The sequence below is a fragment of the Gardnerella coleohominis genome, from assembly GCF_002896555.1.
Lineage (GTDB): Bacteria > Actinomycetota > Actinomycetes > Actinomycetales > Bifidobacteriaceae > Bifidobacterium > Bifidobacterium vaginale_F.
The window spans coordinates 1-13,106 of sequence record NZ_MNLH01000006.1; the positions used below are offsets into that span (position 1 = coordinate 1).

Annotated in this window: 10 protein-coding genes and 1 tRNA gene; 8 read left to right on the plus strand and 3 right to left on the minus strand. The window is 37.8% G+C overall.

Going from position 1 to position 13,106, the window contains the following annotated elements; all coding sequences use genetic code 11:
* The first annotated feature begins 492 nt into the window (after positions 1-492).
* Complete coding sequence (locus BFS05_RS05460; protein ID WP_103084965.1) at positions 493-1,884, plus strand: PTS ascorbate transporter subunit IIC; 1,392 nt, start codon at positions 493-495, stop codon at positions 1,882-1,884.
* 295 nt (positions 1,885-2,179) lie between these two features.
* Positions 2,180-2,911, plus strand: coding sequence for a GntR family transcriptional regulator (locus BFS05_RS05465; protein ID WP_103084966.1), 732 nt, complete (start codon positions 2,180-2,182; stop codon positions 2,909-2,911).
* A gap of 427 nt (positions 2,912-3,338) precedes the next feature.
* Here the strand turns inward: BFS05_RS05465 and BFS05_RS05470 are convergent.
* The 3 genes from BFS05_RS05470 to rpsT all read right to left on the minus strand — a co-directional run bounded on the left by BFS05_RS05470 (position 3,339) and on the right by rpsT (position 5,261).
* Positions 3,339-3,411: transfer RNA gene (locus BFS05_RS05470), tRNA-Ala, on the minus strand.
* 230 nt (positions 3,412-3,641) lie between these two features.
* Positions 3,642-4,796: a hypothetical protein gene (locus tag BFS05_RS05475; protein ID WP_103084967.1), complete on the minus strand. Its 1,155-nt coding sequence runs from the start codon at positions 4,794-4,796 to the stop codon at positions 3,642-3,644.
* Positions 4,797-5,000: 204 nt separating this feature from the next.
* Positions 5,001-5,261: a 30S ribosomal protein S20 gene (rpsT, locus tag BFS05_RS05480; RefSeq protein WP_103084968.1), complete on the minus strand. Its 261-nt coding sequence runs from the start codon at positions 5,259-5,261 to the stop codon at positions 5,001-5,003.
* Positions 5,262-5,544: 283 nt separating this feature from the next.
* Between rpsT and lepA the strand changes: the two genes are divergently transcribed.
* From lepA to BFS05_RS05510, 6 genes are all read left to right on the plus strand, one after another.
* On the plus strand, positions 5,545-7,425 hold the full coding sequence (gene lepA, locus BFS05_RS05485) for a translation elongation factor 4 (RefSeq protein WP_103084969.1): 1,881 nt from the start codon (positions 5,545-5,547) through the stop codon (positions 7,423-7,425).
* A gap of 26 nt (positions 7,426-7,451) precedes the next feature.
* The gene (gene hemW / locus BFS05_RS05490; protein WP_103084970.1) at positions 7,452-8,744 is read left to right on the plus strand and encodes a radical SAM family heme chaperone HemW; all 1,293 of its coding nucleotides are present in this window, start codon (positions 7,452-7,454) and stop codon (positions 8,742-8,744) included.
* Between the two features lie 62 nt (positions 8,745-8,806).
* Positions 8,807-9,262, plus strand: a complete 456-nt coding sequence (locus tag BFS05_RS05495; RefSeq protein ID WP_103084971.1) for a hypothetical protein — start codon at positions 8,807-8,809, stop codon at positions 9,260-9,262.
* Between the two features lie 345 nt (positions 9,263-9,607).
* The gene (locus BFS05_RS05500; RefSeq protein ID WP_103084972.1) at positions 9,608-10,978 is read left to right on the plus strand and encodes an ABC transporter permease; all 1,371 of its coding nucleotides are present in this window, start codon (positions 9,608-9,610) and stop codon (positions 10,976-10,978) included.
* Positions 10,979-11,021: 43 nt separating this feature from the next.
* Positions 11,022-12,374 carry an ABC transporter permease gene (locus tag BFS05_RS05505; protein WP_103084973.1) on the plus strand — a complete coding sequence of 451 codons (1,353 nt, stop codon included), beginning with the start codon at positions 11,022-11,024 and terminating at the stop codon, positions 12,372-12,374.
* Between the two features lie 93 nt (positions 12,375-12,467).
* Positions 12,468-13,103, plus strand: a complete 636-nt coding sequence (locus BFS05_RS05510; protein ID WP_103084974.1) for an ABC transporter ATP-binding protein — start codon at positions 12,468-12,470, stop codon at positions 13,101-13,103.
* Positions 13,104-13,106: the final 3 nt, after the last annotated feature.

Sequence of the window (13,106 nt, forward strand, 5' to 3'; positions counted from 1 at the left end):
TTTAGTCTTTAGTTAGCTATATCAGGTATTAAATATATATAAAACCAACAAATGTTTAGACTATAAAACATATGTTGATTTTTTCAAAAAAATGTAAAATAAATTGACAATTTAAGCAATTTAAGTTTTAAGCTTTATTTTTTTGCGTTTTTACGGCGTGTCGAACCTGTATTTTTTCCATCAAATAATGTAAAAACCTTAAATTTTTATTAAAAAAATGCCGTTATATAGATTTTTATAACAAGAAAACGATATTATTAAAAAGTACATTAAAATACATGTGAGCTTTACGATATTGAAGGTAGATATTAAAGATAGAGTAGTCCTATCTAACTTGTCATGTTCGCTTGCTTTGCAGACTTGCGTTTAATGCACTTTATTGCTTCTGTGCAGTGTGTGATTTGCTGCTCGGATGGATTGTGATTGATGCTGCAGAGTTTCGTTCAGCTTCGTTATTGTTACCAGGCTCAACCTTTATTTAAGGAGTGAACCGTGAACGGTGTTCTGTCTGTACTGCTTGACGTTTTTCGTCAGCCTGCAGTAATTGTTGCCTTAATATCTATGATTGGTCTTATTGCCCAGCGCAAAAAGATTTCTGATATTTTACAGGGTTCTGTTCGTACGTTAGTTGGTTTTCTTGTTTTAGCAGCTGGCTCAGGGGTTGTTACTGATGCTTTAGCTCCATTTGGAAGCATGTTCCAGCACGCATTTCGTGTGCAAGGAGTTGTGCCGAATAATGAAGCAATTATTGGCACCGTCCTATTAAAATATGGCTCAGAGTCTGCTCTTATTTTCTTCTTTGGCATGATTGTCAATATTATTCTTTCTATTACTTCTCGTTTTAAGTTTATTTATCTAACCGGTCACGTGGCATTTTATATGGCAAGCATGCTAGCTGTTATATTTAATGTTGCAGGATTCCCAATGTGGGGAGTGCTGCTGTGGGGTTCTCTTGCTCAAGGCTTGCTTATTACGATTTCTCCTGCAATTGTTCAGCCGTTCATGACAAAAGCCGCCGGTAAAGATGATGTTGCTTTAGGTCATCCTGCATCTGCTGGTGTTGCTTTAGGAGCTTTAGTAGCTCGACTTACATCTTCTAGAAAAAAGCCATCGAAGTCTACTGAAGATATTAAGTTCCCTTCTGCTTTAGGTTTCTTGCGCGACACAACAGTGCTTATAACGATCTCAATGGCAATAATTTATGTTGTAGTTGCTTTGTTTGCAGGTTCTCAATATATTGAAAGTCAATTGTCTCATGGTCAAAACTTCATTATATTCGTAATTCTTAAAGCTTCTACTTTCTCTGCAGGTGTATTCGTTATTCTTGCTGGCGTTCAGGTTGTTTTGGATGAGATTGTACCTGCTTTTAAGGGTATTTCTGAAAAGCTTGTTAAGAATGCGCGACCAGCATTAGATGCACCTATGACTTTTGGATTTGCTCCAAATGCTGTTCTTATAGGTTTCTTGTCAAGCTTCTTTGGCGGTCTTCTTGGCATGACAGCTATGGTATTTGCTGGAACAACTGTAATAATTCCTGGAATTGTTGCACACTTTATGTCTGGCGGCGTTGCTGGCGTATTCGGAAACGGACAAGGTGGCCGCAGAGGATGCATAATAGCTTCGTTTATTAATGGTCTTGTTATAACATTCTTGCCGCTGTTAATTTTGCCTGTGTTAGGAAATCTTGGTTCTGCAAATTCAACATACTCTGATGCTGATTATGGTGTTGCGGGCGTCGCACTTGGATATGCTAATGTAGCTGGCGGTCAAACTGTGCTAATTGTGTCAGTAATATCTTTGTTGGTTATGTTCTATCTTGCGTCATTTATTCTGACACGAAGAGAAGCAAAAAATAATATTGTAGAAACACAGGTAGAAGCGTAATAATTTCTGAAAACTACAATATTTATGAAATAAGTTATTTATATATGCAATAGTATAGAATAATTAAGGTAGTAAACCGAACCGTTGTTACTTTTACTTGGCAGAGGTATATTGCTCTGTTAAGTAAATTGTAGCAACGGTTTGTTTCGATGTAGTGAGATATTTGCGAGACTATCGGTAGTTAAAATTTGCTTGTTCGCTTGTGATTTTAATTTAACTGTTTTGCATATTTATGTCGTTATTGCTATTTGCTCATATATTTTTGTGAATATATCTAGATTGGAGAGTGATATTAATGGCTGATGGAGTTCCAAAGTATATAGCCGTTCGTGATAATCTTCGTCAGCGCATTGATTCAATGGCTCCGGATGAACAATTGCCACCTGAAGTTGAGCTTTGCAAGCAATACAATGTGAGTCGTATAACATTAAGACATGCGGTTGATAATCTCATATTAGAAGGCTTGCTTGTTAGGGAACAGGGTAGAGGTACATTCCGCGCAAAAGGCATTATATATAGTCATAATCGTGAAGTCATTTCGGATAGAGTTCAAGGATTCTATCGTCAAAGCGGGGAAGATAATAACTCTGCTACTTATAAAGTTTTAGAAAATGATGTAGTTAACGATGCTGATGCGGCTTCTAGATTAGGATTAGATTCCGATACTGATCTTATTTGTTTGAAACGAATATGCTATATGGATGGCGTATTATCTCGTTATAGTGCAATATATCTTAATGCTTCACGTTTTCCAAAGATCTTAACAAATGATTTTTCAACCGGATCTTTATCTAGTTTTCTTTTTAAAACGTATGCTGTGTCTCTTACTGAAAATGAGATTTCAATACATGTTGAAAAAGTTTGCAGTAGAATGGCTGCTGTTCTTGAGGTTCAAGAAGGAACTCCTGTTCTTGTAGCACAATCAACTGTTAAAGATAAATTTGGTTCTATTGTTGCTTTCGGCATAGCTGTGTATTCTCCAAGTTATGGAGATATCAAATTCCACTTGCATTCAACAAGTGAATGATTTTTAGCTTGAAGCGCATTTAAAAGTTAATTTCCAAGTTTTAGTATTGCAAGTTTTGCGATTACGCGCTTTACTATTACACACTCTACTATTGAACGCTTTGCTATTGAACGCTTTGCTATTGAACGCTTTGCGATTACAAAAGAGCTGGTTGTTCTTACTTACCTAGTTATGGGTTAAGTGTAAGGGGAATTCAGCTCTTAATTTATATTCCTCTTAAATAATCTTCTTTTTGAATGTATGCGCTTAATACTTAAGACTATGAGTATGGATAAAAGTTTCATCGCGAAAGCGGATATAGGCGCTTAAGTCTGTGATGGAAAATAAAAAATCTCAGCGGAATATGAGGACATAAGAGCTTAAGACATCTTACGGGAAACAAAAAATCTTAGCGTATATATCATATATTCCGCTAAGATTTAAATCGTGGAGCTAGGGGGATTCGAACCCCCGACCCCCTCCATGCCATGGAGATGCGCTACCAGCTGCGCCATAGCCCCGTTTTTCAATTGTCCGGTTCATTCGAACCTTTGATAGAATACAACATTTTGAGCAATTATCAAAATCTCGGCGTGTCGCTTAGTGAATCCGCCTGATTAATCCGCTTACTGAAGTTGTTTACTGAATCCGCTTAGCGAATACGCTTACTTAAGTCCTTTACTGAATTTGCTAGCTTAACTTGCTCGCATAAAGTATTACATAATCGCTTTTTCAGCGAGTTCGCTAATAATTAGTTGCCTCTACCTGCTTCTCCAGATCCAGATCCTTTTTTGTAGCTTTTATCTACGCTTTTAGACGATCCTGAGCCAGCGTTAGAGCCAGTATGCGATTGTGATCCAGAAGATGATCCTGAAGATGTATCAGAGCCAGAGGAGCCGGATGACGAGCTATTAGAAGAATCGGATGGAGATTCATATCCTGAGCTCCCATCAGTATTATTTTGATCGCTTGTGCCAGGCTGCGAGCTTTGAGACAAATCATCTCCGCTATTGCCAGCTTCGTCATCGTTATTATTTGTTTTAGAATCTTCGTTATCATCCGCGTTAGAATCATCGGAATCTTTATCGGAATTATCCTCTTTCGTGTTATTCTCAGATTGCTCATTCTTATTTTGCTGTTTTAGCTGATTTGGCTGCTCTTGATTGTTAGTATTTTGTTCTTGTTGAGGATAATTTATATTATCTGTTCCTTTACCTTGTGTGAAAAGTAATATTGCTCCTGCTGTTATAACCACAGCTGCTAAAGCGCTTAATACTGATACTAGTATTACTAATTTTTTATATCTACTTTCCATATGGTCATTACTTATATTTTCTTGACTATATGATCTATTAGAGTTTCGTAATGCTTTTGAAAGCGGTATAGGATTCTCGTCCGAGCCATTAGAAAGTTGCATATCTTCTTCTCGTTGTTCACGAATTGCAGCAAGCTCCATAACTCGAGTATTATTAATGCTTTCGTCGTTAGCATTAGAACTAATAGTGCGTGTTCTAGGAATATTTATATTGTTATCGTTCCCAGGTTTTTCGTAATTGATTGTATCGTTGAAGTTATCAGTATCTAAACTGTAATCAAAATTATTTGCGTTATTAAAATTGCCAGAAACTGGAACGTTAGACATTTTAATATCATCTCCTGTTGCTTGCGCTATCTCTTTATTGTTGGTTTCATGAGATTGCGTGCGAGGATTTTGAATTTTTTCTTTTGACGCGCGAATTACGTTTTGATAAATTTGCGATGCTACTGCCGATACAATCGAACCTATGGCAACGCCAATTACAGAGCCGGCTATGCCGATCTTTGACGATAATAAAAATGACGTCACAGCTGCAAGTGAACCAGCAAGTACTTGCGTAAATGATATACCTTTGAAGAAATTCTTCACTAATGTTACCTTAAACGAAATTAGTATTTAAATCTAACAGCATTAAAAAAGTATACACAAAGTAAAACTAAAAGATATATAAAATCTTTGTTTTTAACAAAATTTTGACATTTTGGGGAATAACCCTAAAAACAAATCCTCACTACCGAAAAGTAATGAGGATTTGTTAAAACTCTAGTCCATATGCAGTTAACTGCACGAACCTCACAGAGCGTTAATCGCGAGGGCGAGACCAGACTTACGGTTAGCAGCCTGATTCTTATGAATCACGCCACGACCTGCAGCCTTGTCAAGCTTCTGAGCGGCGACTGCATATGCAGCCTCAGCTGCAACTTTATCACCGGCAGCGATAGCTTCACGAGTAGCGCGGATAGCGGTTTTCAAAGCCGACTTAACGGCTACGTTACGCTTGTGCGCTTTCTCGTTAGTGAGCACGCGCTTCTTCTGCGACTTGATGTTTGCCACTGTTACTCCAAACGACGTTTGCTATATAAGGACATACAGCGGGCAAGCATAGCATGATTGTTGGATAAATCATTTTTCAAATTAATTAGTGCATATAATCGCATACGATTCGCAAATTTTCTAAAATTAATGTAAAATGGCTTATTTGCAGCAGAATGTTAATTTTTAGTATAAACGCAATGCAAATACACTACAATTCTGTGTATTGCGCGAATTTATCTATTGCGATTACTTGTGTTGCATACGAATTGCCTTGTTACAACATGCAAAGGAGATATTTGCTTTGATTACACCGCATAACCAGCCAGGATTTACGGATCAATCGTTGATACGCAATTTCTGCATTATTGCGCATATAGATCATGGCAAGTCCACTGTGGCAGACCGTATCTTGCAGCTTTCAGGAATTGTGCCAGAGCGTGAAATGCGAGATCGTTTTTTGGATCGCATGGATATTGAGCAGGAACGCGGTATTACTATTAAATCTCAGGCTGTTCGTGTTCCTTGGACTTTTGAAGGCAAAGAGTATTCTCTTGGCATGATTGATACTCCTGGTCACGTTGATTTTACTTATGAAGTTTCGCGCGCGTTAGCAGCATGCGAGGGTGCTGTGCTGTTAGTAGATGCTACTCAAGGAATTGAAGCGCAAACTCTTTCTAATCTTTATATGGCAATCGACCACGATTTAACAATTATTCCTGTTCTTAACAAAATCGATTTGCCAAGTGCTGAACCAGATAAGCATGCTGAAGAAATAGCTGGATTAATTGGCTGCAAGCCGGAGGACGTATTGCGTGTTTCTGGTAAAACTGGCGAAGGTGTAAAAGATCTTCTTGACCAAATTGTGTTGGAAGTTCCAGCTCCAACAGGAAATCCTGATTCTCCTGCTCGTGCTCTTATTTTTGATTCAGTATACGATTCGTATCGCGGAATCGTCACATATATTCGTATGGTTGATGGCGAGCTTAAATCGCGTGAAAAATTGCATATGATGGGTATTGGTATGACGCATGATCCTATTGAAATCGGCGTTATTAGCCCAGATATGACTCCAACTAAGGCTCTTGGAGCTGGAGAAGTAGGATACGTAATTACAGGCGCAAAAGACGTGAGCCAATCTAAAGTTGGTGACACTATTACTAGTGCTGCAAATCCTGCATCCGAACCTTTGGAAGGATATAGAGATCCGAAGCCTATGGTTTACGCAGGTCTTTTCCCAATTGACAACGCGCAATTCCCAGATCTTCGAGATGCTCTTGATAAGTTAAAACTTAATGATGCAGCTCTTATCTACGAGCCAGAAACGTCTGTTGCATTGGGCTTTGGTTTCCGTTGCGGATTCTTAGGTCTTCTTCATATGGAGATTGTTTCCGAGCGCTTAAGCCGCGAGTTTGGCTTGGATCTTATTTCCACTGCTCCTAACGTAACTTACGACGTTACTAGCGAAGATGGTAAAGAGCATCACGTAACAAATCCTAGCGAGTTTCCAGAAGGTAAAATTAAGCGCATTATTGAGCCAATGGTTGCTGCCGATATTATTACGCCGAAAGAATTTATTGGTGCTGTAATGGATTTGTGCCAGGATCATCGCGGAGAAATGGGCACAATGGAATACATTAGTGCAGACCGCGTGGAAATGCATTACAGGATTCCTCTTGCAGAAATCGTTTTTGACTTCTTCGATCAGCTTAAGAGCCGCACAAAGGGTTATGCTTCTCTTGACTACCACGAGGATGGCGAGCAATCTGCCGATTTAGTGAAAGTTGATATTCTTATTCAGGGAGAAAAGGTTGACGCTTTTAGTGCAATCGTGCATCGTGATAAGGCTTATTCTTACGGCGTTATGATGACTAAGAAGCTTCGTGGACTTATTCCTCGCCAGCAGTTTGAAATTCCAATTCAGGCTGCAATTGGCTCTAGAATTATTGCTCGCGAAACTATTAGCGCTCTTCGAAAAGACGTGCTTGCCAAATGCTACGGCGGTGATATTACGCGTAAACGTAAGCTTCTTGAAAAGCAGAAGGCTGGTAAGAAGCGCATGAAGATGCTCGGCCATGTTGAAGTGCCTCAAGAGGCATTCGTTGCTGCATTAGCTACGGATGAGAGCGCAAACGATCGCGATACTAAAGATAAGATTCGTGCAGCACAAAAGTCTGAAGGCTGAGGCTTATATTGAATTTTGAATCGAACATGACAAGTGAAGATTCGCGTTCAATCATGCCTTTTGAAGTGTACGTGCACGTGCCGTTTTGCTTGCGTCGCTGCGGTTATTGCGATTTTAATACGTATACTGCGATTGATTTAGGAGAGGGTGCGAGTCGTGAAGGTTATGCTGATGTTGCGATTCGTGAAATGCAACTTGTAAAAAAATGGCAGGAATATCACGGAATTTTCGAGCCTAAAGCGCAATCTGTTTTCTTCGGCGGAGGAACTCCAACAGTTCTTAAAGCGCAAGATTTAGTGCGAATTTTGCAAGAAATACGTAACTTGTGGGGATTCAATAAAGACGCTGAAATAACGACTGAAGCAAATCCAGACACTGCAGATGAAAAGTATATTGAGACGCTTGCAGAAGGCGGATTTACACGAATATCTTTTGGAATGCAATCGGCTGTTGCGCATGTTCTTAAAACTCTTGACCGTACTCATACTCCAGAAAACGTAACTCGCGGTGTAAAAGCTGCGAATGCTTGCGGCTTGCGCTCAAGCGTTGACTTGATTTATGGAGCTCCGGGGGAGAGTTTAGACGATTGGCGAAAGTCAGTAGAAATGGCTTTAAGTCTGGGCGTTAACCATATTTCTGCATACGCGCTAACGGTAGAGCCGCGTACAAAAATGGGTCGTCAAATCGCTGCTGGCACTATTCAAGCGCCAAATGATGATGATGAGGCAGCAAAATACGAGTTGGCAGACGAACTTTTTAATTCTGCTGGCTTAGAATGGTACGAGATTTCTAATTGGGCGCGCCCCGGTTTTGAGTCTCGTCACAATCTTGGATATTGGAAGAATATTGATTGGGCTGGAATTGGTCCTGGTGCGCATTCTCACTACAATTCTGCAAATCACATTAGTAAACAAAGTATGGATGATGACGCTTCTTTAGCTAATCCAAACGAGTTTTATAATCTTCGCTCATGGGATATTTTGCATCCAAAACATTGGGCTCATGCAATTAATTCTGGGAATGTTCCTTGGCAAAACTACGAGTGCATAAACGCAGAAGATGCTCTTATTGAAGAAGTAATGTTGGGGCTTCGTATTAAAGAAGGTCTTAATATTTCGCAATTGTGCGGAAAGATGCGCGAAACTAATAAAGCCTTCAATGATTCGCATTTGCAAAAAGTGTTACTTGAAGTGTGTAAGGAAGATTTGGCAGTGTTGCATGAAGATCGCATTATCGCAACGCGCAAAGGTAGGTTGCTCAACGATTTATTGATAGAAAAAATCGTTGACGCGTGTGAAGACGGTCTGACTGTGCGCTAAAATAGTGCGTATTGTGTCGTAAATACGTTATATGTGAAAATTCAATGTAGAAAGGAATAATCATGGCAAATCGTAAAGAGCGTCGTGCGAAGGAAAGGCAGAGCCGCAGGGGAATTCCTTCACAGTACGATGATACAAAAGGTCGCGCTAGAAGTGGAATGATTGATGAGTACGCTCTTCAGGATCGTTCTCGTCGTCTTGCAGAACATAAAGATGGGGAGTGGAAACCTTCTTCTAGTGTTACTTCCCAAGAAGATAAGTTTAATCGCAATATTCTTCGTGCTGAAGCTGGGGATGAAACTTGGAATAAAGTTCGTAAAGTGATAAGCATCGTTTCATGGGCTGTTATTCTTATTTCTGCATTCGCTTTATTTGTGTTTATGTGGTTACCAAATACTCCTATCGTATTAACTATCATTTCTTCTGTGCTTTTTGCTTTAGGTGTTGTTGGATTGTTCTTCACTATTGGCAACGCTAGACGTAATCCTCGTCTTGATGAGCATGGTACGTCGTTGTAATGCAATGATTTTTTAGCTACGTTTTGTAGTTATATTTCATAGCTGCTGAAGCTTCTGAAACTGCTGAAAGCGCTAAGACTGCTGATACTTCTAATACAAGTAGAAGCAAAATTTTAATAGTATTGCTTGGTTATGCCGCCATTCATATTTATTGATAATGATTTTATATATCATTTAAGACCTTGGCTTGTGATACAGTTAAGCAATACTCATTTTTTAAATATTTAATGAGCTAGTAATTTATTTTTTAAATTACGATGTGGATTACGTTATAGATAATAAAAGAGTATTTAAATAAAATAACGAATATTTTTTGTCAGGTATTTCGGTGATGAAAGGCGTTCTATGACATTTATTTCGCGTGCATTTCGCTATATTGTAAGGAAGCGTATTAAAAGTTTAATAATTTTTACTATTCTTACTTTGATTTCTACACTTTTATTGGCTTCTCAAGCTGTTGGCTTTGCTGCCCAAAAAGAAAGTGAAAAGGTAGAAAGTCAAGCTTCATCTAGTTTTGTTCTTTCTAATAATCCTCAATTTAATCCTGGAACGCCTAGGGGAGCAGGAACTGTAAATCCTAAAGACGTTTCTAAAATTTCTAAGATTCAAGGAATATCTTCATATGTTGTTCGCCAAAACGTGACAGCGGATTTAGTTAATGCAAAAGCTGCGCGTATTCCAGGCGTACAAGACTATGATGAGCGTCGTGAAAAGCAATTCGGTAATGCTGTGAATTTAGAAGGCACGAATGATTCTGCATCTCTAAATGCTTTTGTGACTAAAACGATTAATTTAGTTAAAGGTAAGCATATAAATTCAAAAGACACTCATGTTTCTTTTATTCATGAGGACTTAGCTAAATTAAATAATTTAAAAGTTGGGGATAAGCTTATTTTAAAAGCTAATCCATATGATGCGGATAATGTTCGTCAATCCAAAGCCAGTGTGACAACTACCATTGTTGGAATATTTGGTGGTGCTAATAATCGCAGTGTTGCAACTAGAGCAGAGCTTACTGCGAATACTATTTATACAGATTTGAAAACTACCAGGGAACTTTATAAATATGAGCCTGGGAAAGAAATATATCAGGACGCGACGTTCTTTGTTAAGCGAAATTATGATGCAGATCAAATTATAAAAGAAGCTTCTTCCTTAAATATCGATTTGCAATCGTATCAATTAACTAGGAATGATCAATTTGTCTCAGGTCTTATAAATGCTGCTAAAGGTGTTCGTTCTATGATGAGCGTTACGTCTGTAATTGTTATTTTGTTTGCAATTATTGCATTAGGATTGGTTTTGCTTTTATGGTTTAACGAGCGACGCAGAGAAATGGGAGTTTTGACTTCTATTGGCGTTAAAAAAAGTTCAATGATTTTACAGTATATTAGCGAAATTTTCCTTGTTTCTATTTTCTCAATAATACTTGGATACTGCATTTCATTGTTTGTTTCTCCTTGGATGGGTAGTTCTGCGTTGAGTTCAGTAAATAGTTCTGCTGCGCGCGAACTTAGTTCTATGGGTCAAGCAGGTGGGAATCTTGAATCAAGCATGGCGACAAGAACCTTAGATAAGCTTGTTGTTAATGTTGATTTGAATTGTCTCGCATATACAACTCTTATTATTGTTTTCGTAATTGTAATCTCTGTGCTTATTTCAAGCTTGCCAATGTTAAAGAAAACTCCTAGAGAGTTATTGGGAATGCAAAAATAACATTTTATAAATTACTTAAAACAGTGTATTTTCAAGGAATCAAATGAATCAATCAATAAAAGATATTTTATATAGATCGTGGATTGCTGTTGTAAGGAAGCCACGAAGAAGCGCTATGTTGATGCTGATTATTACTTTAGTGTTAACTTCTTTAGTTTCTCAGGCTGGTGTGATTGCAGCTGTGCAAAGTGTGCAAGAGAATATAAATAATAATATTGGACTAGGATTCAATGTTTATTCTCGAAATAATGTTGATAATATAACTCAACAAGCACAGTCAAACTCTCAAAATACTGTTACAGATAAAGCTGTTGATAATACAAGTAATTCCGACAAATCCAATGGTTTTGTAGATTATTCTCAATCTGGAATGAGTTTAGAACAAGCTAAAAAGTTTTCTTCAATAGCTGGTGTAAAAACAAGTTCTTATGAGTCTGAAACGCTTGCTTCTGCTCGTGGTATGCAAATTGTAGCTGCAACATCTGGTCCTAGATTAGATAACGACAAAATGGCATCATATGTAGGTGTTACTGGAACAACATCTTCTCGGTTAGCGTCTGGATTCCAAGAAGGTTTATATAACCTTGATTCTGGTAAACATATCGATACTAAAAGTTCTCATAGTGCAATAGTACATAAAGCTTTTGCTGATAAAAATAAACTTCACATAGGATCTGAGATTACTCTTTATCAAGGCAATCATCATGCAAAAGTATCGATAGTTGGCATATTTTCCGGGAAAATGCAAACAAAAGGGATTTTGCCATCTGATTCTTCAGAAAATCGCATTGTAACAGATATTTATACAGCTTTTACGCTTAGTGGAGCTAAATTAGTAAATGCCGTTAGATGCGTTTTGAATAGTGAAGATTTATTGAATAATGCTCTTATTAAAGCTAAAGAATTATCAAACGGAAAATTCGATATTGAAGATAATTCAGCTCGTTTTAGTGGAGTATTACAATCTGTGAAATCAGTTAAATCAATGATAACTATGATTTTTGTAGTTCTTGGATTAGTTGGCATATTGATTTTAGGATTAGTGCTTGTTTTCTTTGTGCGCAGTCGCATTCATGAAGTTGGAGTATTCATGGCGCTTGGTATTAATAAAATCTCTATAGCTGCTCAAATGATTGCTGAAATCATTATTATTTCTGCAATTTCAGCATGTTTATCTCTTATATTCGGTGCTTCTGTGTCGCGAGTAGTAGGGAATTTTATGTTTTCAAGCATTGCTGATTCTTCTATTTCATCGTTGCATATTCCTATGTTGCCTCTTAGTCAGACTGTATTTGCTTTGCTTATAGGATTTGCTATGGCAATAGTTGCGCTATTACTTGCATTAATTCCGTTATTTACTTCGCGACCTCGTGCTGTTTTAAGTGCTATGAGTTAGCGTTTTAGATATTTGGATAAATCAGAAGTATTTTAAGTTAAATAATTATTTTATAGAAAAATTTTGAAAAGAGTTATTGTAAAAGGAATGATTATGACAAATTTATTAGAGTTAAATAATGTTGAATATTCTTATGGTCCTGCAAATATAGCTGTTCTTCGTGAAGTTAATGCTGTATTCGAATCAGGGAAAATGTATAGCATAACAGGTCCATCTGGTTCAGGAAAGTCAACAATACTATCTTTATTAGCTGGCTTAGATTCTCCTACCAAGGGCACTGTTCTTTTCAATGGGGAAAATATTGCAAGTACTGGTTATGCAAATCACAGGAAGAAGCATGTTTCTTTAGTTTTCCAGAATTTTAATCTTATTGATTATTTAACTCCGATAGAAAATGTGAGACTTGTAGATTCTAAAGCGAAAGTTGATATTTTGTATGAACTTGGTCTTAATGAGCAGGAATCAACTCGTAATATTATGCAACTTTCAGGTGGTCAGCAGCAGCGTGTTGCGATTGCTCGTGCGCTTGTTTCTTCTTCTCCTGTTATTTTGGCTGATGAGCCTACAGGAAGTTTAGATCCTGATACTACTTCTGACGTTATTTCTTTGCTTCGTGATGCTGCTCATAAACGTGGAAAGTGCGTAATTGTTGTAACTCATTCTTCTGAAGTTGCATCTGCTGCAGATATAAAATTAGTTCTTAAAAAGAAGAGGCTTATTTCAAAATGATTT